The following is a 20,908-nucleotide window of genomic DNA, read 5'->3' on the forward strand; positions in this document are numbered from 1 at the left end:
CGTCGGGCGCGGGGTCACCTGCGCTCGACCCTACACGCGAGGGCCGCGCCGTGGGACGGGCTCAGCGGACGAACAGATCGCGCACGTGCGAGGTCTCGTTCACCGACGCGACCCGGCGAGAACCGTTGCGGGAAAGAAGTACCCGACTGATCGACACGTAGTCGAGCGGAAATGTCAGCGGCCGAGCCAGTCCGAGGATCTGCTGCAGGACGATGTTGAGGACGCCGCCGTGCGCGACGATCACGACGGTGTCCTCGTGGTCGGACTGCGCCACGATGTCGGCTATCGCGTCGAGCACGCGGGTGCGGAATCCGTGTTCGTCGACGAACTCGGGAAGCAGGCCGGCGCGGATCCGTTCGTAGGCTTCCGGCATGAGATCGCGGGCCTCGTGGATGGGTACGTAGCGAGCCTGATCGACGTCGTACTCGGCGAGACGTTCGTCGACGGTGGTCGGCAACGCCAGTTCCGCGGCGAGGGGCGCCGCCGTGTCCACGGCGCGTCGCTGCGGGCTGACGACGATGCGGGCGACCTTGTCCGCCGCGAGCGCTTCCGGGAGCCGACGCGCCTGACGGCGGCCGCGCACCGTCAGACCGGGGTCGGCGCGGCCCCGGTCGACGACGGCGTGTTCGGGCAACGCGTGCCGGACGAGGATCAGTTGCACGTCCGGCCCCCGGGATCGGAATCCACTCTCACGCCTCGTATCCCGAGGCGCCCGCGCGGCTGAGCACCAGCTTCGACAGCACCGCCCGGTCCGACAGGCGCAGCACGACGTCGGCCAGTTCGACGACGTCGTCGACGGTGAGCATCGTGTCGGCGGGGATGCGGTCCTTGGTCCATTCCGACATGTCGGTGTCGACGTAGGCCGGGGCGATCGCGGTGCCCGAGATCCCGTTGCCGGACTCCTCCAGGTTGAGGGTCTCGACGAGCGAGATCAGCGCGGCCTTGGTCGCGCCGTACACCGACAGGTTCGCTTCGGCGTACACGCCGGTGATGGACGAGATCGCGACCACCTTCGCGCCTCGGCCCGGATTGTCGGCGGCGCCCTTGCGCAACAGCGGCACCGACCGTTGCAGGAGCGCGAACGGGGCGGCGAAGTTCACGGCGATGGTCTTGTCGAACCGTCGCATCGGGAACTCTGCGACGGGTCCCGCGGTGCCGACGCCGGCGTTGAGGACGAGCGCCCGCATCGATCCGAACCGGTCCTCGTGGGTCTCGGCGATGGAGGCGGCCGCATCGGGGTCGGCCATGTCCGCGGCGACCGCCACGACGTCGGGTGCCCCCGCCGACCGCAACTGCGCGGCGACCTTGTCGAGCCGCGTCCGGTCCCGTGCGGTGACGGTGAGCGCGTAGCCCTGGCCGGCGAGGCGCTGCGCGATGCCCAGCCCGATGCCGCGGGACGCTCCGGTGATCAGTGCACTGTTCGTCATCGTTCTCCTCCTGCCAGGGCGGCGAGACCCGCCGCGACCAGCGGCGCGACGGCCTCGTGCGCCTGCGCGAATCCCTCTCCCGTGGTGGCGCCCTCACGGTGGCGGTGGGTGATGCCCTCGGCGATCACCGCGAGTTTGAGGCTAGCGAGCCCCAGGTAGAACGACCAGTGGTCGACGGTGCGGCCGCTCGCGTCGGCATACATCTGCGCGATGGCGTCGGTGGACGGCAGACGGTCGCTGGTCCATGCGGCGGGTTCGCCGAGGATGACGTCGAGCGCGGGATGCCGGTAGACGCACATCTGAGCGAGGTCGGAGAGCGGGTCACCGAGGGTCGACATCTCCCAGTCCACCACCGCCACGATATGGCCCGGGTCGTCGAGCGCGACGAGGGTGTTGTCGATCCGGTAGTCGCCGTGCACGATCGCGGACTGCGAGGTGGCCGGGATCGAGTCGGCGAGCAGTCCGTGCAGCCGATCCAGGTCCGGCAGTTCACGGGTGCGGACCCGCTCCCACTGCCGCGCCCACAGCGCGATCTGCCGGGTCAGGTACCCGTCGGGCCGGCCGAAATCCCCGAGCCCGACGGCCCGGTAGTCGACCTCGTGCATCGCCGCGAGCACTCGCACCAGTTCATCTGTGCACGTGCCGATCTCGGCATCGGTCAGGGTGGCGAGGTCGTCGACGGTCCGGATCACCCGGCTGTCGACGAATCCGGTGACCGCGAACGGCGCGCCCATCACCGACTCGTCCTCGCACAGCACCACCGTGGGCGCCACCGGCACCGGAGAGTCCTGCAGTGCGGCGCACACCCGGTACTCCCGGGCGACGTCGTGCGCCGACGGGGTCAGACCCGCGGTCGGCGGACGCCGCAGCACCCACTGCGACGCGTCGTCGAACACCCGGTAGGTGAGGTTCGACTTGCCCCCGGAGATCAGGTCGGCGCGAAGGTCACCGACGGTGGACACCTCGGACTCGGTGAAGAACCGTTGCAGCGCAACCAGGTCGAGGCCGTCCAGCCGTGCCGCGGTCACGAGCGACCCGCCTCGCGGGCGGCACGCTTCGCCTTGCCCACGACACGCTTGGCCAGCGCCCAGCGGTGCACCTCGGAGGGACCGTCGTACACCCGGAACGGACGCACCTCACGGGACAGGCGGGCGAGTGGCAGGTCGCCGGAGACGCCCATGCCGCCGCACATCTGGATGGAGCGGTCCACGATCCGGAAGATCGCCTCGGACCCGAACGTCTTCGCGATCGAGGTGGAGTCCGACGCGGTCTGCCCGCGATCGAGTTCCCAGCACGCGCGGACCAGCAGCGACCGGGTGGCGGCGATGTCGATCTCGTTGTCGGCGACCATCTTCTGGGTCATCCCGAGATCGCCGATCCGGGATCCGAAACCCTCGCGCTGCGCGACGTACGCGACCGCGACGTCGTGCCCGCGGCGCGCCGCCCCCAGCCACCGCATCACGTGCGTCATCCTGGCCGGCCCGAGTCGGACCTGCGCGTAGGCGAAGCCCTCGTCGACGGCGCCCAGGACGGCCTCGTCCGGCACGAACAGGTCCTCGAAGAACACCTCGCAGTGGCCGCCGATCATCGCGCGGTCGAGCGTGTCGATGTGCCGGCCGACGCGGATACCGGGTGCGGATGCCGGCGCGAGGAACATCGTCGCGCCACCGCGGTCACCGGGCGTCCCGGACGTGCGGGCCATGATGATGAAGAAGCCGGCACCGTCCGCACCGGTGATGAACCACTTGTGGCCGTTGATCTTCCAACCGCCGGGCGCCTTCTCGGCGCGGGTGGTCAGCGCCGACGGATCGGAGCCGGCACCGGGCGCGGGTTCGGTCATCGCGAACGCCGAGCGCACCTCGCCGCGGGCGAGCGGCCCGAGGAACTGTTCCTTCTGCGCGGCGTCGGCGACGTGGGCGAGCAGGTGCACGTTGCCTTCGTCGGGTGCGCCGATGTTCAGGGCCGTCGGCCCGAACAACGAGTACCCGGCGGCCTCGAACACCGGCGCGCGATCGCTCATGTCCAGGCCCAGGCCTCCGTACTCGACGGGTGCGTGCGGGGCGAGCAGTCCCCGCCCCTTCGCCTCGGCCTGGAGTTCGACCCGCAGCGCGTCGCCTCCGGCCGCGGCGATATCGCCGCCGTGGGCGTCCTCGATCGGCAGGACCACGTCCCGCACGAACTCGGTGGTGCGCGCGATCAGCGCGTCCACCTCGGGCGAGTACGACAGATCAACAGCCACGCCACACCTCCGACTACAGCGACCGAGCGATCGCTCGGTCGGTCGGGCTTACCGTCGCACAGTGGCGATCGGCCGTCAAGCCCCGACCGGACAAACCGGCCAGTCGCTACTCTGATGGAAACCATCGACTAGGGGAGGACGATGTGACCACCAGCCCTGATCGCACACGAATCGAGTTTCCCGGCATCAGTTCGCGCGCCTGGGAGCATCCGGCAGACCGGGCGGCGCTCGTCACGCTCCGCACGCTCAAGGGGTTCGACACCGTTCTGCGGACCGTGTCGGGTCTGCTGCGCGAGCGCCAGCATCGGCTGATGTACCTCGCGACCTCGATCCGCGTCGACGAGCGCCAGTTCCCCGATCTCGACGACCTGCTCCGCGACTGCGTGCAGATCCTCGGGGCGGACGAGACCCCCGAGCTGTTCGTCTTCCAGTCCCCCGCGGTCAATTCGTTCACGATCGGCATGGACAAGCCGTTCATCGTGGTCACCACCGGCCTGCTCGACGTCATGAACTACGAGGAACAGCGTTTCGTCATCGGCCACGAACTGGGCCACGCGCTGTCCGGGCACGCGGTGTACCGCACCATCCTGCTGCACCTGATGCGGCTGGCCGGCACCATCGGCTGGGTGCCGGTCGGCGGCTGGGCACTGCGTGCGATCATCGCGGGACTGATGGAGTGGCAACGCAAGTCGGAGCTGTCCGGCGATCGGGCGGGCCTGCTGTGCAGTCAGGACGTGCACACCGCCCTACGGGTCCAGATGAAGCTGGCCGGCGGGTCCCGGGTCGAGGAGATCGACCCGGACGCGTTCCTCGCGCAGGCCGCCGAGTACGACGCGAGCGGCGATCTGCGCGACGGTGTCCTCAAGCTGCTCAACATCGAACTGCTCTCCCACCCGTTCTCGGTGCTCCGGGCGGCCGAGCTGAAGCGGTGGGTGGACGGCGGCGAGTACGCACAGGTTCTCCGCGGCGAGTACCCGCACCGTTCAACGGATGACGATGCCCGGATCGGCGACGAGTTCCGCAACGCCGCCAAGACGTACAAGCAGAACTTCGATCAGTCCGACGATCCGCTGATCCGGGTGCTGCGCGACGTCGGCAGCGGTCTCGGCGATGCCGTCGGCGCGGTCGGACACGGCGTCGGCGAGGTCGCGGCGGACATCAAGGAGCGCTTCTCACACTGGCGCAGAGGCTCCGGCGACTGACCTGGCACCGATCTTCCACTCGCCGAACAACATCGACTTACAGTTCCGGGCAGGCACGCCGCGGGTTCAGACCACCTCGAACGCGGGCATCGTGTACCCGATCTCCCGGACAGCCTTACTCGGGCCGTACATGCGCAGGATCAGGTAGGAGTCCTTCTCCGGGATAGGTAGAAAGCTCGGGTCGTCTGCACGGGCGTCGGCGTCGGCGCTCAACACGATCGTGTAGTAGCCGTCGGTGTCGGGGGTCATGGTGCGGTCGCCTCGACTGTGCCGGTTGATCGCGTTGTGCGCCATGAGGCGGTCGTCGGTGCTGTACACGGTGAACGACCAGAATTCACTCACGTCCGGAGGCAGGAAGCGGGCGCGGTAGGTCTTGCCGTCGGACCCGTTGATCGACCTCCCGTCGGAGCCGGTCTCGACCTTCAGGTATACCGACTCGACCGGCGGCAGGCCCCACTGACCGATGACTGTGCCCTCGGCGAAGAGGTCGCGCGGCCCGTCCTGAAGGTCGTCCCGTGTGCCCAGAAGCTTGCCCGAGTTCGTCATTCGCGGAGCCAGGTCACGGAGGTGAGCCCGTCCCAGCAGCTCGCCCCGCTCGGCAGCCTCCAACTGTTCGGGCACGAAATCGGTCTTCCCGGGCTCGAGGCCGATTTCCTTGTACTTCGCCAACCACGTCGCGTCCGCCTGCGCCATCGAACCAGCATCGAGAACGAAATTGACGCGCTGCAGCCAGTTCGTAGCCGCCGGGTCGGGATACTCGCGGGTGAGCTGCTCGGGGCCCGGCACCCCGAGGAATGCCGAGAGCGTCTCCAGTTTCCACCGGTCTTGAAGGCTGCGAGCCACTTCGAGGTCGTCCCCACCGGTCGTCATGATGCGACCCATGACCTTGACGAGGTCCGACTCCGAACGCACGACCAGATCAATCTGCTCCGGGACCTCGTCCTCCCAGGAGGCGCCGGCGAAGAGGAAACGTCCGCCACGAGCACCGCGCGTGCGAGAGCCGATCATGGCGTTCGTGTAGTGCCCCAAGTCCATCGTGTGCAAAATCCAGTAGCGGTCTTCGTCGAAGTCCGGAATCGTGACGATCACCGGCTCCGCACCGACGTCGAACCAGCCCTGGAGATGCAACGTGTCGTTGTTGATCGTGGGATGCGCCGTGTAGGTGTCGTCGGCGAGATCACGCAGAAGCTGGAACTGGTTGAGGGCGAGCCCCGGCTCGATCGTCGTCTCGTAGAGGAACTTGTACGCCTCGTCGATCGAGTATGCGTACAGATACGCGTCGCACGCGAGCTTCTCGGAAATCGCCACTCGAACCACTTCCTCAGTGTCGTTGTCGAACGGCCGGACGGCCGCACCGCCATTGCAACACGTCGGATTACGAACATCCGTCGGCAACGCGCCGCGTCCCCGGACTGAAGTTACCCAATGGCGCGCACAGTCGCGGTGCCTATTTCGGACCGAACGCGCACTGCCGCGCCGCGCTGGCATCGATCGGGACGCTGGGACTCGGGCTGATCACACAGCACCGACCGCACCCCGCGCGATCACGAGATACCGCTCCACCAGTTCGTCGGGACTGAGCGGCCCGTCGGGTCGGTACCAGCCGGCGACGGCGATGCAGAGCGTGGCGACGGCGCGGCTCGCATCGCCGGGGTAGGGCGTCCGGAAGTCGCCGGCCTGCACCCCGGCCAGGACGATGGCGTCGAGCATGCGCTGCTGTTCGTCGCGCATCGCGACGTACTCCGCGCGTCCCTCCGGTTCCATGCTGCGCATCTCGGTGGAGGCGACGAATGCCTGTGCCCACCGGACCATGTGGAACCGCAACAGCGATTCGACGACGGCGTCGAACTGCTCGCGCGGCGACGGGCCCGCTTCGGCGAGGGCGCGTCGGCTGCGGTCGAGCAGGTCCGCCATGATCACCTGCGTCAGCGCCACCAGCATCGACTGCTTGGACGGGTAGTGGTGGTACAGCCCCGGCACCGACAGGCCTGCCCGCGCGGCGATCTCACGAATCGACGCCCCCTCGTACCCGCGTTCGGCGAACACCTCCAGCGCCGCCGCGAGCGGCCCGGGCAGCGCAGTGTCGCCGTAGTGCCGCCACGATCCCGCTGCCCCGTCCGATGTCATGCCCCCACCGTATGCGCGCCGTTCAGGAAGAGCGCGACCAGCTTCGGTGCGAGCGAGTCGTCGTCGGGCCGCAGGTCCGTGGCACGCGCCAGATGCAGGAGGGCGTTGGTCAGGAAGCCCTCGTCACCGGCGAGTTCCCTGGCCTCGACGGCATCGCGGATGACGGCCTCGACCGGGTCGAGGAGCTTGGTGACGTACGCCCGCGACACCTCGTCCCGGATCGGGTCGTCGACGAGCGGCAGCGCGTCGAACAGTCGCTGGTCGAACGACACCTGCGCCCCGCTCGGGTCGGCCACCGCGCGCACGATCGCCACGAGCCGATCCGTGAGGTCGCCGTCCGACGCAAGCCCGGCCTGGAGCTTCTCGTGCTGCCGATCGATGAAATCGTGTGCGGCAGCGGCGTACAGCGCATCCTTGCCGCCGGGGAAGTGGTGGTAGAGCGACGGCCTCTTGATGCCGACCTCCTGGACCACCTCGATGAGGGAGAGCCCCGCGTATCCGTTCGTCGCGAGGTGCCGGGCGAACGTCTCTACGAGGCGCGCCTTGGTGTCGGTGGGTGTCATCGTGTCTTGCTCCGGTGCGTCAGTGCGGCGGCGCAGGCTGCGATTCCACCGACGACAAGGATAGTGACGATGACGGCGGCGGCGAGCGGCGCCTGCACACCCGCGCTGCCCACCGTGCCCCGCATCGCCTCGAGGAGATAGGTGATCGGGTTCACCGACGCGATCACGCGCATCCATCCGGCGAGTTGATCGGCCGGGGCCAGCACACCGGTGAAGAACGACAGCCCGAAGAACAGCATCGTGACGCCGTTGACCGTCGACGAGGTCCCGGATCGGACGGCCGCGGCAACCCCTACCGATGCCACCCCGACGCCGACCGCGACGGTCCACGCGACCAGGAGGACGATGTCGCCGAAACTGCTGGGCCGCAGTCCCAGGAGGAGCGAACCCAGAATCGTGAGGACCGCCTGGGCGAGCACCACCATCGACGCCGCGATCAACGGACCGACGACGAAGGGCCGGGTGCTGCCGTGGGCGAGCGCCAACCGGTCGAGGTATCCGCCGGCGACGTCGCGGGCCACCAGCTCCCCGGCGGTCGCGGCGCCGGTGACGGCACCGGTCAGCAGGATCAGCGGGAGAATGAACGCGATGAACGTGGTGCCGTCCAGGTAGGCGTCGCCTGCCCGCGAGAGCTGGCCCGAGTAGATCAGCATGAAGAACAGCGACATGCTGAGCGGACTGATCAGCAGCATCGGCAGTCGCACCACGGTCCGCAGGGAACGGGCGGCAGCAGCGACGTGGACGCCGACGGGTGAACCGCCGTCCGCGTCGGCCCGGGGACCGCCGAGGTCGATTGCCGTCGTCATGCCGGTGCCCCCTCGTGATCGGTTGCCAGCCTGGCGAACACGTCGTCCAGCGTCGGCTCCTCGAGCCGGAGCCCGGTGATGTCGTCGGTGAAGGCGGCGAGCTCGCCGATGACCGCCGGCCACGACTCCCCCGTTCGGCCGGCGCCGGTGAGCGCGAACCGGATCTCGGTGGACTCGTCACGCGCGAGTGTGTGCGGCATCCGCAGCCGGGTGACGATCTCGGCGAGCCGGTCCGGCGTCGCGACGGTGACGGCGAGGGTCCGCGTGCCGGTGTGACTCTTGAGCTCGTCGGGGCTGCCCCGGCCGGCGAGTCGCCCGGCGCGCAGGACCAGCAACTCGCTCGCGAGCACCTCCGCCTCGTGCAGGTCCTGCGTGGAGATGAACAGCGTCGTTCCGCGCTCGCGGTTGAGCCGACGCAACTCGTCCCACAGCTCCAGCCGGCTCAACGGGTCGAGCCCCGCGGTGGGCTCGTCGAGCACGATGAGCTGCGGATCCCCGACCAGCGCCAGTGCCAGGTCGACGCGGCGGCGGGTACCGCCGGACAACTTCGACAGGCGTGTCGACGCGTGCGCCGACAGCCCGAACAGATCGACGAGTTCGCCGGCGCGGCGCTTCGCGGCACCCGAGGTCCGCCCGAGGACGATCGCCTGCAGGACGAGCACCTCGGTCGGCGTCATCAGAGGGTCGAGCGTGTTGCTCTGCGGCGTCAGCCCCAGCAGGCGACGGATGGACGGGGCGTCGCGGACCGCGTCGTGTCCGAACACCTCGACGGTGCCCGACGTCGGCGTGCGGAGGGTCGCGACGATCTCCATCGTCGTCGACTTTCCGGCCCCGTTCAGGCCCGCCAGGACCGTCCGCGCGCCGCGCTCGACGCGGAGGGTCAACCGGTCGACGACAGTCCGGTTCCCGTATCTCTTGGTGAGTTCGTGCAGGTGAATGGCAGGGGGTTCGGTCATGCCGTCAACCTACCTACATGTAGGTAGGTTTGTCGAAGCGGCGTCGATCCGGTCGGCGACTTTCCCGGTTCGCCTACTTCTCGATCGGCTTGGCCATCTCCCGCATCAGCAGGTCGGTCATCTTCAGCGCCCGGTCCCCACCGTCGGCGTCGGCGACGAAGACCGCGAACGCGAGGTCGCCACGCGAGCCGAAGAACCATCGGTCGCTGTCGTTGCCGGACGCCATCCCGATCAGGTCGGGGTACTGCTTGAGGAACGATGCCGGCCCGGCCTGGACGTTGTCGCGCATCGCGTTCCGCAACTGGTCGGCGACATGCGCGGGCAGTGCGTCCTCGACGTTCTTCGCGGTGGCCTGCTGGCCCTCCACGATCATCGGCATCGGGGCACTGCCGCGGGCGACGGACGCCGCCATCATCGCGAGACCGAAGGGACTGACCTGTGGTTCCGATCCGTTCCGCGACTTCATCACCTGGTCCACCCCCGACTGAGACGCGGTGAGGACCGCGGTTTCCGGGTCGAGGCCGGGCATCTCGTAGTTCAGGCCGACGCCGAGTTGCCGACCGGCGCGCTCGAGGTCGTCGTCGCTGACGTCCCCGGGATCGACCCCCGACTGCAGCGCCGCGGCCCGGCGCACCAGGTCCACCGAGGAGCCGGCCGGGTAGAGGCCCGAGAAGGCGATCGGCCCCTGTTCGAATGCCTGATTGTTCTGCGCCGCAACGACGACCGCACCGGTCGACGGCCGGATCCCGACGATCACGGACGGCGTTCCGACACTGACGACGGCATTCTCCGCCGCCAACTGCAACCGGGAGTCGAGGGTGGCCTTGATGTCGGGGCCGGGCGGGCCCTGGTAGCCCACCTGCTGCTGCATCGCACCGCCGGGTTCGACGACGTTGACCGCCCACCCGGCGGTGGCGTCACGGTTCGCCTGCCACACCGCCCGCAGCGGATCGAGCAGCGGTGTGACGATCCGGCGGTCGGTGGTGATCAGCTTGGGCTGCTTGTCGACGACGACGCCGGGGATGCCCTGGAGGTCACGTTCGAGGTACTGGTAGTCCTGGTCGCGCAGCAGCACCGCGACCACTCTCTCCCCCGGCTTCGCGGCGAGGTCCTTGCGCAGCGCGTCCGCGGTCACCAGTGGGGCGACGGGTTCGAGCGCCTTCGCCACCCGATCGGTCGTCACGACCGGATCGGGCATCGTGGACGGGTCGAGTGTGATCGCGTTGATCGTCTGTTCCGCCATCAGTGGGTTGCCCGCGCCGTCGAGCACGCGCGGCGCCGCGGCATCGGTCCGGTCGTACTGGACGATGCGCCCGTGTCCGAGCGGCGGCGCGAGCAGGGTCGGATCCCACGACACCCGCCAGCCCACCGAGAGTTTCCGGACACCGCCGTCGACGTAGTAGCTCCAGTCCTTGCCTTCTCCGAAGTTCCAGGCGGTGTCGACGGTGAAGAAGCCGGAATCGCCGTTGAGTTCCATGAACTGCGCGAGGGTCCACGTGGATTCCTTCGCGTCGAGTCCGTCGAACATCTGCTGGATGGAATCCTCGGCCGCGTTCGGATACGACGTCAACGACGCCGCGGCCGAGGCGTCCCGGTCGTTGAGCGCCTGGACGAAATCGGTGACGACCGACTCCGCGCTCGCGTCGGTCTTCTGTCCCACGCAGGACACCAGGGCGACGGCCAGGACGGCGACGAGTCCGAGCGGCAGGGCGATCGCACGGTGGCGCCGTAAGCGGGGCGAGGCTCGGAAACCCATGGCAACAATCCTCCCTTTTGTCACATGCGTAACAAGCACGGATCGCCTACGAAGAAGTCACGATTGCGGCACTGACCCCCAGTGCCTATACCTCTTCGTGACCACGCGAGATCGCCTCGAGACCCACCCGACCCCGATGGAGCTACCGCAGGAAACGACCGGCGGCGTCCACAGCAGGGCCCGAACTATCCGCTCCCGCAACGAAAACCGCGAAAGCGAGGTCGTTGTCGATGCCCACGAACCATCCGTGTGAGCCTGTGCCCACACCGTACTCCGCCGTGCCGGTCTTGCCCGCGAGGTTCGGAAGATCGGCGAGGACCTTCGCGGTCCCGTCCGTGACCGTCTCCCGCATCATCGACCGGAGGTCGTCGTCGACGGTCGCCGGAACCGGTGCGACCGTACGGTCGGCCGTGCCGGGTTTCCCGGCGACGAGCATCGGCGCCTGCGTGGATCCGTGGGCGATGGATGCGGCGACCAACGCCATCCCGAACGGTGACGCCGTCACCTCCCCCTGCCCGATCGCCGACTCGACCCGCTGCGCCGGGGTGTCCGCGGCCGGCACCGCCCCGGTCACGGTGGTCAGCCCCGGCGTCGTGTAGTCCAGCCCCAGACCGAACTGCAGCGCGGCCTGCTGCAGCGCATCCGGCGGCAGCGAGACGGCCAACCGCGCCATCGTTGTGTTGCACGAGTGCGCGAACGCCGAATGCAGCGGCACCGACCCCAGATCGAAGTTGTCGTCGTTGGGAATCTGGCGCCCCTCGACGTTCTCGGTGCCCGGGCAGGGCAGCACGGTGTCGGGCGTGACTGTCCCGGCCTGCAGCGCCGCCGACGTCGTCACCGTCTTGAACGTGGACCCGGGCGGGTACAGGCCGGTGAGGGCGATCGGCCCCTCCGCATCGGCGGGGGCGTTCTGCGCGACGGCGAGGACCGCGCCGGTCGACGGCCGCAACGCCACGATCGCCGCCGGCTGCGGGACGCCCGCGAGCGCGTTCTCGGCCGCCGTCTGCAACGTCAGGTCCAGCGTGGTGTCGATGTCCGGGGCGGCGGCGCCGTCCTGCCCGGCGAGCCACTGGGTGCGTCCGTCCGACTCCACCATCTGCACCGCCCACCCGGCCGACGCCTCCTGCCCTTCCTGCCAGAGGGTCGCGAGGTCGGCGAACACCGGCGACGACAGTGCCTTGTCCACGGTGAGCAGTCGAGTCTGGTCCACCAGTTCCACGCCCGGGATCGCCGCCAACTGCGCCCGGATGGGGGCGATGTCGGATTCACGCAACGTGACCGCCGTGACGGGCTTGCCGCCCGCCTGCGCGAGGTCACCGCGCAGCGACTCGGCGGTGATCGTCGGGACGATCGGGGTGAGCAACGGCGCCACGGCAGCGGGGTCCACCGACGGCTGCAGATTCACCAGTGTGACCACCTGCTGCGCCATGATCGGCCGGCCGTCGCTCGCCCGCACCTGCGGCGGCGGACCGGACGTCGGAGTGAACTGCACCGTCGAACCGTCGACGAGACCCGGCACCAGCAGCGCGGGATCCCACGAGAGCCGTTGCTCACCGGAGACGTTCACGACCGTGCCCTCGGTGGAGTAGCGCCACTGCTTCCCGTCGCCGAAGTCCCAGTCCGCGTCGAGGGTGAACGAGTCGCCGCTCTGCGAGACGCTGAAACTGTGCCCCTGCGCGGACAGACCGTCGAACATCGCGGTCATCGCGGTCGACGCGGCGGCCGGATCCGTCGTCAGGTCCGCGGCCGTCCGGACGTCACCGGTCGCGAGGGCGTCGGCGAACTGCTGCTCCGCGGAGGGATCGTTCCCTCCGCATCCGGCCAGCACGAGCGCGGACGCGGCGGTCAGTGCGATCAGGTTCGTACGGAACGAAAGGCGCGGTGCGGGCATGACATCGATGATGCCCGCACCGTGGGCGATTCGCTGTCCACGCCACTCCGGGCAGCTCAGGCGATCGACGGGAGCCGGACGACCTGTCCGGCATACGCCAATCCGGCACCGAATCCGAGCAGCAGTGCGGTGTCGCCGGGCTTCGCGCCGCCGGACCGCAGGAGTTGTTCCATCGCCATCGGGATCGACGCCGCGCTGGTGTTGCCCGTCTCGACGATGTCGCGGGCCACCGCGACGGTGTCGGGCAGGCCGAGGGTCCGGATCAGGGCGTCGGTGATGCGACTGTTGGCCTGGTGCGGCACGAAGGCGTCGAGGTCGGCGGCGGTGATTCCGGACTTCTCCAGGGCATCACGGCACGCCTTCTCCAGGAAGGTCACCGCCCAGCGGAACACGGCCTGGCCGTTCATGCGGATGTAGGGTCGCTCCGCATCCGATCCGCGCTCCGCCACCTCGGTGAAGTACTGCTGGAAGTCCTTGTCCTGCTTGATCGCCGCGGTCTGACTTCCGTCCGATCCCCACGCGACGGGACCGATACCCTCGGCCTCGGCGGGCCCCACCACGACCGCGCCGGCACCGTCGGCGAAGATGAACGCGCAGGTCCGGTCGGTCTGATCGAGCAGGTCGGACAGTCGTTCCACGCCGATCACCAGGACGTGTCGCGCCTGCCCGGCGCGGACGAGGCTAGCGGCATTGCCGAGCGCGTAGCAGAAGCCTGCGCAGCCGGCGGAGATGTCGTAGGCGGCGGTGTCGTGCATGCCGAGTTCGGTGGCGACCACCGCCCCCGCCGACGGTCCCAGCACCATCTGTGAGGACGTGGCCAGCACGACGGCGTCGATCTGGTCTGCGGCGAGACCGGCGGCAGCGAGCGCGTCGCGGGAGGCCGCGACGCTCATCGAGACGATGGTCTCGTCCGGCTCGGCCCAGCGACGAGCGGTGATTCCGGAGCGGGTCCGGATCCACTCGTCGGACGAGTCGATCCGGTCGACGATCTCCGCGTTGGGCACGACCCGGCGGGGTCGGTACGCCCCGAGACCCAGAAGGGCAGCGTGAGCGACGGGACCGGCGGTGGCGATGGGGGCTGGCACGGCATCCTCTCCATGTGAACCGATCAGTTCACATGGATGCGATCTAACATGAACCGATCGGTTCATACAACCCTGGAGGACCCCGCATGACCGCCCCACGGCCGCGAGCTCGACTCCTCACGAGCACGATCGCCGTGGTGCAGGAGCACGGGGTGCATGCCGCCGGCCTGACCGAGCTGCTCAAGCGAAGCAACGCGTCGCGCAATTCCCTGTATCAGCACTTCCCGGCGGGCAAGGGCCAACTCGTCGAGACGGCGGCACGGATCGTGTCGCGGGTCGTCCATTCGCACGTGGCCGTGACGGCGGACAAGCTGGCGAGCACGCCGTCGGTGTCGCGGTGGCTGGACGAACTCTTCGCATTCTGGCTCGAACCACTCGAGTCCAGCGAGTATCGCCTCGGTTCGTTCATGATGGCGGCCGCACTCGACGAACTGGACCCGACGGTGCAGGCGGCCGCCGGCCAGGCGTTCGACGACTGGACCGCCCGGCTCGCGGACGGCATGGTGGCCGCCGGAATCGAAGCAGCGGCCGCGCGCTCGACGGCAGGGTTTCTCCTGTCCGCGATCGAGGGTGCGATCGTGCAGAGCCGCGCGCTCGAGTCGAGTCGCCCGTTCGCCGACGCGCACACCCAGCTCCGCATCCTGCTGGAGTTCCATCTCGCTCGCTGACCGCCGCAGTACCGATCCGCGGGCGCGAAACAGACCCGTTCGGCGGTGGCGCTCCCGCCCCAGCGGAGTAATCATGTAATCAGTGCAAGCAGATCGACCCGAGGAGGACGATCATGAGAAAGGCACACGGCCACGGATTCGGACGCCCCGGCGGCTGGCAGCAGGCCGATTCACCCGACGCCTCGGACGCCGCCGACTGGTTCGCCGGCAGACTCCCCGACGACTGGTTCACCGGCCCCGCCACCGTCGAGGTGGATCGCGAGGAGATCGTCGTGACCGGCGAACTTCCACCGGTCGAAGCCGGCGAGACCGAGGACTCCGAGGGCTCCGAGGCCGCCGCGGCGGGGCGCGTCTCCCGGTTCCGGGAATCCACCCGGCCTGAACGCATGCAGATCGCCGACGAGGCCGAGGCTCGCTACGGCCGGAAAGTTGCGTGGAGCGTCACGATCGGCGGTCGGCGAATCCTGTTCACACACCTCGCCGTTCCGGTGATGACGCGGCTGCGACAACCCGAGCGCAAGGTCCTCGACACCCTCGTCGACGCCGGCGTCGCCCGCTCCAGGTCCGACGCCTTGGCGTGGACGGTCAAGCTCGCCGGCCAGCACGCCGAGGAGTGGCTCGCCGAACTGCGCGAGGCGATGCGCAAGGTCGACGACCTCAGATCGGAGGGACCGCAGATCTGACCGAGACTGTCGATGTCACGCCACGTCGGGGAAGTAAGTGCCCGGTCGCCCGGACTGTCATGAGGAGGCCGACGACCACCAGCCCTGCGACACCGTTCGCGCGGAAGCCGCGCCGATCGGCGCAGACTCTCGCCAACTCGCGCTGAGGAATCCCCGACACCTGCAGCCGACCCTCCGGTGCCGGGCGGACGACGGAGCCGCACTCCACCGTCCGCTGCCCCATGCTGTCGATGGGCACGACGACGGTCGCGACGGCCGCTCGCCCGGCGAGCAGCAGAGCCCCGGCGGCGAGAAGCGCGCACACGACTCCGAACAGGATCCGGAACCTGCTGTGCCGCCGATACTTCCACCAAGCAATGCTGATCCCGGCGCCCACCACGACGTACAACACCCACACCCACGTGTTCGACGCGAACAGCGTCAGCGCCAGTGCCGACGCCGCCGTCACCCAGAACGCAGCACTGACCACGTCGGACGGAACACCACGGACATGGCCTCGCTCCCGAGTGGTCATGCGCCCATCCTCACAGACCCGCACGGATCCGGGCCGCCGACTCCCTGACGGCCTGCGTGGGATCAGCGTGACCTCGATATCCGGTGGAGACTGTTCGAGGCATCGACTACTGTCCAGCACATGTTTGCAGGCACCGGATTCATGAAGCCCTGGTCGCTCCGCTGACGGCGGCGACCCGAGTTTCCACTCCTCTCTGAAGCCGCCGTCCCGGGAATTCACGCCGGGCGGCAATTTCGTGCTGTCCCGGCTCCATCTCGAGCTGCGGAGAATCGATGTCCGTCTTCCCCCTTCCTGCCGGCGCGCAGGCCCACATCCGAGCACAGTCGGTCCACGTCACCCTCGGATCCCGACCGGTCCTGACGGATGTCTCCGTCACGGTGTCCAATCGTTCACGGCTTGCCGTCGTCGGCGAGAACGGCCGCGGCAAGACCACTCTCCTGCACGTACTCGCAGGAATTCGGCAGCCCGACGCCGGGTCGGTCAGCCGAGTCGGCTCACTGGGTATCGCTCAGCAGGCCATACCTTTTCGTGCGGATGAGACCGTCGGCACGTTGATCGCCGAAACCATCGAACCATCCGTCCTGGCGTTGCGGGCACTGGACATCGAGGCGGTTCGGCTCGCGGCCGGCGAGCCGGGGGCCGACGAGCCCTACGCCACGGCCCTGGATGCCGCGACCCGGCTCGATGCCTGGGATGCGGAGCGCCGCATCGATATCGCGCTGGCTGCTCTACATGCGTGCAGCGACCGGGAGCGCCCGCTGGCGACGCTTTCCGTCGGCCAGCGCTACCGGATACGCCTCGCCTGTCTGCTCGGGTCCGCACAGGACATCCTCCTGCTGGACGAACCGACGAATCACCTGGATCGGGACGGGTTGGACTTCCTCACCGAACGCCTCCGATCCCGCTCCGGCGGACTCGCGATCGTCAGCCACGATCGCGCGCTCCTGCACGAGGTTGCCGAGCAGTTCCTGGATCTGGATCCGAGCCAGGACGATCGCCCGCAACTCTTCGCCGGCGGCTACACCGGATGGCAGGACGGGCGACGGCGGGCTCGCGAACGATGGGTGCACGAGCATGACGAACAGCTCACCGAGCGTGCCCGCCTGCAGGAAGCCGTCGCGCAGGCCCGCGACCGGCTCCGCACCGGCTGGCGCCCCGACAAGGGGCACGGCAAGCACCAGCGCCAGTCCCGCGCACCCGGTCTGGTGCAGGCACTCGAGCGGCGCCGATCCGATCTCGAGGCCCATACCGTCACCGTGCCCGAACCCCCTCTGCGACTGCGGTTTCCCGACCTGGTGGTCCGCTCGGGTGCCCCGCTGCTTCGCTGCGACGACGTCACGGTGGCAGACCGGCTGGACTCCCCGGTCGGGCTTTCCCTGGATGCGGGTGACCGGCTGCTCGTCACCGGCCACAACGGTGCAGGCAAATCGACGCTGCTCGCCGTGCTCGCCGGTGAGCTGACGCCGACAACGGGCAGCGTTCATCGCCGCGCCGGTGCCCGCATCGCGCTGATCGGCCAGGAAGTTCCGGCGTGGGAACCCGAACTGACCGCGCACGAACTCTACGAGCGCCACATCCGGAGTCTCGACCTGCACCTCGACGTCGATCCACTCCCCCTCGCATCGACGGGCCTGCTGGAGAAGCGATCCCGAGGCGTTCCCGTCGGGAAGCTCTCGCAAGGCCAACAGCGCAGACTTCACCTCGCAATGCAACTCGCGGCCCGGCCCACGATGCTCCTCTGCGACGAACCCACCAATCACCTGTCGGTATCTCTGGTCGAGGAACTCACCGCCGCACTGTCGGTTACGCCTGCCACTGTCGTCGTGGCCACCCACGATCGGCAGCTACTCGCCGACCTGGCGCGCTGGCCCCGGCTCGCCCTCGGTGCCGAGATGCGGTGAAGGCGAGGCGGCACCCCGCCTGACGCGATTCGGCCGACAGCCGGCTCGGCGTGGGAAATACTGCGTCCATGACTGCCGCCGCCGAAACCGGGACACCGGTGACAGCTGCGACCGCGCAGCTGTCACCGGTCCGGGAGGTCTGATGCGTGACGTGACGGAGTTGGCTCACGCCGAGCGGGCCCAGCTCGCAGCTCTCCTGAAATCACTGACCGCGCAGCAGTGGCAAGAGCCGTCGCTGTGCGCCGGCTGGACTGTCCGCGACGTCGTTGCCCACATGCTGAGCTACGAGGAGCTGGGCCCGGTCGGGGTGGTGAGCCGGTTCATGCGCGGCCGGCTGCGGTTCGATCGCGCCAACGACATCGGACTGGCAGATTTCGATGGGCAGGGCCCGCAACAGCTCGTCGATCTACTGGACCGGAGCCTGCAACCCAGGGGGCTGACCACCGCCTTCGGGAGCCGAATCGCGCTCGTCGACGGGATGATCCACCAGCAGGACATTCGTCGACCGCTCGGCATCCCCCGGGACATTCCCGCCGAGCGGCTCGCGCCCGCGCTGAGCTTCGCGCGCATCGCGCCCCCGATCGGTGCGCGCAGACGCATCCGGGGCCTTCGGTTGGTCGCCACCGACCTGGACTGGGCCGCGGGACGCGGACCCGAGATCCGCGGATCAGGCGAGGCGCTGCTCATGTCCATCGCCGGCCGCCACGATGTCACGGGCGAGCTCGAGGGCCCCGGCCTGGCGACGCTGAGAGGCCGGACCGGCAGCGCATCTGACTGCCCGCCGCCGAACGTCTGATCGTACTGACCGGACAGGTTGATCGAGTTCCTCAATCACGTTGGCCATTAACAGGTCTCGCTGTCGGTGGGGGGATGCCGATCTCGTCGACGGTATGGCCGCTACAGGCAATCCTGGTTGCACTGGCGTGCTCGATCCGGGACACCAGGAACCACCGCATATCGCCGCGTAGCCGGCACCATCCGATCAGGTACCAATGGCCGTTCCTGGAGGCGAACATCACCGGCTCGACGTCGCGGGTGGTCTTGTCGCCGTCACCCGAGGTGTAGCGGATGCGCACCACCCGTTGCTCGGCCATCGCTTCCTCCAGTGCCGACTTGATCGTGCGCGGAGTGGGAGGCGCATCGACCCAGACGCGACTGGCCAGCTCATCGGCCTTCGTCCGGGTCCGTGGATCGAGTACGTCCATGATCTTCCGAACGCCCGCCAAGGCGAGATCGGCGTAGGGGGCATCGGGTGCGGCCGAGACTGCCGCGAGGAGCGCCACTGCCTGCACGGGGGTCAGGCTGACCGGCGGCAGCGTGCTGCGGGCGACGAGCCCGTAGCCACCGCCGGGGCCCGGGCGCGACCAGATCAGCGCGCCACTGTTCTCGAGTGCGGTGAGGTCTCTCTTGACCGTCCGCACGGACACGCCGAACTCTTGTGCCAGTCGCTCGGCAGTGCATCCACGCGATCCGCTGCGCCGCAGCATCTCGGACAGTGCGTGGAGCCGCTCCGCCCTCTTCATCTCACTCCCCGGCTCATTTCCCACCCCGCCGAAAATTCATGCCAAAATGGTGACACACCGTTGTCCCGGAGGCCTGAGAGCATCGTGATGTGACGACGAACGCGAGCAACCCGACCATCATCCTGATCCCCGGCCATTGGCTGGGGGCTTGGGCATGGGACGAGGTGCGCGAACACCTGACCGCTGACGGCTGGCGAACCATCCCGATGACGCTTCCCGGCCTCGACGAGCGGGACCCCGAGCGGGCGTCCAGGACGCTCGACGACCAGGCGAAGGCGATCGTGCAGACCATGACCCAGGCCGAGGAGTCCGAGGCCCGGCCGGTGGTCGTCGTGGCGCACAGCGGAGCCAACGCGCCGGTGAGCCTGGTGCTCGATCAGCATCCTGAACTTGTCCGCCGGGTGGTGTGGGTCGACAGTGGACCCGTCGCGTCCGGCAGTGTCTTCGCCCCGGATGCGCCCGAGGATCTGAACGAGTTTCCCCTGCCGCCCTTCGACGCGCTCGGGGAGCAGGCCAGCCTCGAGGGCCTGAGCTCCGCAGCTCTCGAGCGGTTTCGAGCCAGGGCCGTTCCGGAACCCGGTCCCGTGCTCCGCCAGGAAGTGAAGCTCACCAACGATGCGCGTCTGGCGGTCCCGACCACTCTGGTGTGCTGCTCGATCCCGAGCGCGCAGATCGTGGAACTGGCCGACGCGGGTCATCCCATGTTCGCCGAGGTGTCGAACCTCCAGCATGTCGACCTCGTCGACCTCCCGACCGGGCATTGGCCCATGTGGAGCCGCCCCGGCGACCTCTCCCGCGTCATCGCCGCAGCAGCGACTCCCCCAGCCGGCTGAACCGCAGACAGACTCGAGGAAGGATGGCCGCGGTGCTCGGTCGACGGGCGCGACCGGGCACCGCGAACCGCTCAGTCCCGGACTTCGGTGAGCCGTCCCGTGGCGACGTCGAACACGAAGCCCCGCAACGACTCGGTGAGGGTGACGAACGGGCTGTTCGCCACGCGCCGCAGCGACTGCCGGACGTCTTCCTCCACATCGGGGAACGCTTCCGCCGACCAGTTCGGCTTGATGCCGGTCTCGTCCTGAATGGCGCGCTTGAACGCGTCGTCGGTGAAGGTGAGCATGCCGCAGTCGGTGTGGTGGATCAGGATGATCTCCCGTGTTCCGAGCAGTCGCTGGCTGATCGCGAGCGACCGGATCTCGTCGTCGGTGACGACGCCGCCCGCATTGCGCATCACGTGCGCCTCGCCGGCACCGAGCCCGAGGATCCGGTACACGTCCAGTCGCGCGTCCATGCACGCGACCACCGCGACATGTCTGCTCGGTGGGAGCGGCAACGGTCCGGAGAAGGTCTCGGCGTAGCGCTTGTTGTTCTCGAGGTATTCGTCGGTGACCGTCATCGGCGTCTCCCGGGTTCCTGAGGTCGAGCGGGGTCGAATGCCCGCGCACGCCTTCCATGATCGTCGCGCCTGCGCGCCCGCGGAACCCTTCCGCTCCCCGTGAGCGGAATAAACCGGTTGCGCGGCGGTTGAACCGGTCATACCGTGGTCGACGTTCGTGTTTCCGATCGA

General features: G+C 68.9%; 21 protein-coding genes. 6 read left to right on the top strand and 15 right to left on the bottom strand.

Annotation, left to right across the window (positions count from 1 at the left end):
• Positions 1–61: 61 nt before the first annotated feature.
• From IJ15_RS0115850 to IJ15_RS0115865, 4 genes are read right to left on the bottom strand one after another with little or no spacing between them, the layout of a single operon-like run.
• Positions 62–661: a histidine phosphatase family protein gene (locus tag IJ15_RS0115850; protein ID WP_031939326.1), complete on the bottom strand. Its 600-nt coding sequence runs from the start codon at positions 659–661 to the stop codon at positions 62–64.
• Positions 662–689: 28 nt separating this feature from the next.
• The gene (locus IJ15_RS0115855; protein WP_031939327.1) at positions 690–1,427 is read right to left on the bottom strand and encodes an SDR family NAD(P)-dependent oxidoreductase; all 738 of its coding nucleotides are present in this window, start codon (positions 1,425–1,427) and stop codon (positions 690–692) included.
• Positions 1,424–2,455 carry a phosphotransferase family protein gene (locus IJ15_RS0115860; RefSeq protein WP_031939328.1) on the bottom strand — a complete coding sequence of 344 codons (1,032 nt, stop codon included), beginning with the start codon at positions 2,453–2,455 and terminating at the stop codon, positions 1,424–1,426. The genes IJ15_RS0115855 and IJ15_RS0115860 overlap by 4 nt, the downstream gene beginning before the upstream one ends.
• Positions 2,452–3,666 (bottom strand): acyl-CoA dehydrogenase family protein, encoded by a 1,215-nt coding sequence (locus IJ15_RS0115865; protein WP_031939329.1) that lies wholly within the window; start codon positions 3,664–3,666, stop codon positions 2,452–2,454. The genes IJ15_RS0115860 and IJ15_RS0115865 overlap by 4 nt, the downstream gene beginning before the upstream one ends.
• 143 nt (positions 3,667–3,809) lie before the next feature.
• Here IJ15_RS0115865 and IJ15_RS0115870 point away from each other — a divergent pair, with 143 nt between their 5' ends.
• A complete protein-coding gene (locus tag IJ15_RS0115870) occupies positions 3,810–4,868 on the top strand; it encodes a M48 family metallopeptidase (RefSeq protein WP_031939330.1) in 1,059 nt (352 codons plus the stop codon).
• A 66-nt stretch (positions 4,869–4,934) separates the two neighbouring features.
• Here the strand turns inward: IJ15_RS0115870 and IJ15_RS0115875 are convergent, their stop codons facing one another.
• From IJ15_RS0115875 to IJ15_RS0115910, 8 genes are all read right to left on the bottom strand, one after another.
• Entirely contained in the window at positions 4,935–6,176 is a 1,242-nt protein-coding gene (locus tag IJ15_RS0115875) for a DUF1254 domain-containing protein (RefSeq protein ID WP_197059844.1), read from the bottom strand.
• A 207-nt stretch (positions 6,177–6,383) separates the two neighbouring features.
• Positions 6,384–6,995: a TetR/AcrR family transcriptional regulator gene (locus tag IJ15_RS0115880; protein WP_031939332.1), complete on the bottom strand. Its 612-nt coding sequence runs from the start codon at positions 6,993–6,995 to the stop codon at positions 6,384–6,386.
• Positions 6,992–7,558: a TetR/AcrR family transcriptional regulator gene (locus IJ15_RS0115885; protein WP_031939333.1), complete on the bottom strand. Its 567-nt coding sequence runs from the start codon at positions 7,556–7,558 to the stop codon at positions 6,992–6,994. Before IJ15_RS0115885 ends, IJ15_RS0115880 begins: the two co-directional genes overlap by 4 nt.
• Positions 7,555–8,364 (bottom strand): ABC transporter permease, encoded by an 810-nt coding sequence (locus IJ15_RS0115890; RefSeq protein WP_031939334.1) that lies wholly within the window; start codon positions 8,362–8,364, stop codon positions 7,555–7,557. The genes IJ15_RS0115885 and IJ15_RS0115890 overlap by 4 nt, the downstream gene beginning before the upstream one ends.
• Positions 8,361–9,320 carry an ABC transporter ATP-binding protein gene (locus IJ15_RS0115895; RefSeq protein WP_031939335.1) on the bottom strand — a complete coding sequence of 320 codons (960 nt, stop codon included), beginning with the start codon at positions 9,318–9,320 and terminating at the stop codon, positions 8,361–8,363. Before IJ15_RS0115895 ends, IJ15_RS0115890 begins: the two co-directional genes overlap by 4 nt.
• A 73-nt stretch (positions 9,321–9,393) precedes the next feature.
• Positions 9,394–11,076 carry an NTF2-like N-terminal transpeptidase domain-containing protein gene (locus IJ15_RS0115900; protein WP_081880766.1) on the bottom strand — a complete coding sequence of 561 codons (1,683 nt, stop codon included), beginning with the start codon at positions 11,074–11,076 and terminating at the stop codon, positions 9,394–9,396.
• A 142-nt stretch (positions 11,077–11,218) separates the two neighbouring features.
• Positions 11,219–12,967, bottom strand: a complete 1,749-nt coding sequence (locus tag IJ15_RS0115905) for a penicillin-binding transpeptidase domain-containing protein (protein WP_031939337.1) — start codon at positions 12,965–12,967, stop codon at positions 11,219–11,221.
• Positions 12,968–13,023: 56 nt separating this feature from the next.
• Positions 13,024–14,052, bottom strand: coding sequence for a beta-ketoacyl-ACP synthase III (locus tag IJ15_RS0115910; protein ID WP_031939338.1), 1,029 nt, complete (start codon positions 14,050–14,052; stop codon positions 13,024–13,026).
• An 86-nt stretch (positions 14,053–14,138) separates the two neighbouring features.
• Here IJ15_RS0115910 and IJ15_RS0115915 point away from each other — a divergent pair, with 86 nt between their 5' ends.
• The gene (locus IJ15_RS0115915; RefSeq protein WP_031939339.1) at positions 14,139–14,720 is read left to right on the top strand and encodes a TetR/AcrR family transcriptional regulator; all 582 of its coding nucleotides are present in this window, start codon (positions 14,139–14,141) and stop codon (positions 14,718–14,720) included.
• A 113-nt stretch (positions 14,721–14,833) separates the two neighbouring features.
• Positions 14,834–15,403, top strand: coding sequence for a hypothetical protein (locus IJ15_RS0115920; protein ID WP_031939340.1), 570 nt, complete (start codon positions 14,834–14,836; stop codon positions 15,401–15,403).
• Here IJ15_RS0115920 and IJ15_RS0115925 read toward each other — a convergent pair.
• Positions 15,378–15,917, bottom strand: a complete 540-nt coding sequence (locus tag IJ15_RS0115925) for a hypothetical protein (RefSeq protein ID WP_156112127.1) — start codon at positions 15,915–15,917, stop codon at positions 15,378–15,380. The genes IJ15_RS0115920 and IJ15_RS0115925 overlap by 26 nt on opposite strands.
• A gap of 272 nt (positions 15,918–16,189) precedes the next feature.
• Here IJ15_RS0115925 and IJ15_RS0115930 point away from each other — a divergent pair, with 272 nt between their 5' ends.
• The gene (locus tag IJ15_RS0115930) at positions 16,190–17,818 is read left to right on the top strand and encodes an ABC-F family ATP-binding cassette domain-containing protein (RefSeq protein ID WP_031939342.1); all 1,629 of its coding nucleotides are present in this window, start codon (positions 16,190–16,192) and stop codon (positions 17,816–17,818) included.
• 142 nt (positions 17,819–17,960) lie between these two features.
• Complete coding sequence (locus IJ15_RS0115935; RefSeq protein WP_031939343.1) at positions 17,961–18,614, top strand: maleylpyruvate isomerase family mycothiol-dependent enzyme; 654 nt, start codon at positions 17,961–17,963, stop codon at positions 18,612–18,614.
• A gap of 31 nt (positions 18,615–18,645) precedes the next feature.
• On the opposite strand, the gene IJ15_RS0115940 is transcribed toward IJ15_RS0115935, so the two are convergent.
• Positions 18,646–19,341 carry a helix-turn-helix transcriptional regulator gene (locus IJ15_RS0115940; protein WP_031939344.1) on the bottom strand — a complete coding sequence of 232 codons (696 nt, stop codon included), beginning with the start codon at positions 19,339–19,341 and terminating at the stop codon, positions 18,646–18,648.
• 89 nt (positions 19,342–19,430) lie between these two features.
• Here IJ15_RS0115940 and IJ15_RS0115945 point away from each other — a divergent pair, with 89 nt between their 5' ends.
• A complete protein-coding gene (locus tag IJ15_RS0115945; RefSeq protein WP_031939345.1) occupies positions 19,431–20,174 on the top strand; it encodes an alpha/beta fold hydrolase in 744 nt (247 codons plus the stop codon).
• Between the two features lie 71 nt (positions 20,175–20,245).
• Here the strand turns inward: IJ15_RS0115945 and IJ15_RS0115950 are convergent, their stop codons facing one another.
• Positions 20,246–20,737 carry a beta-class carbonic anhydrase gene (locus tag IJ15_RS0115950; protein ID WP_031939346.1) on the bottom strand — a complete coding sequence of 164 codons (492 nt, stop codon included), beginning with the start codon at positions 20,735–20,737 and terminating at the stop codon, positions 20,246–20,248.
• Positions 20,738–20,908 lie beyond the last annotated feature (171 nt).

The sequence above is a fragment of the Prescottella defluvii genome, from assembly GCF_000738775.1.
Classification (GTDB): domain Bacteria; phylum Actinomycetota; class Actinomycetes; order Mycobacteriales; family Mycobacteriaceae; genus Prescottella; species Prescottella defluvii.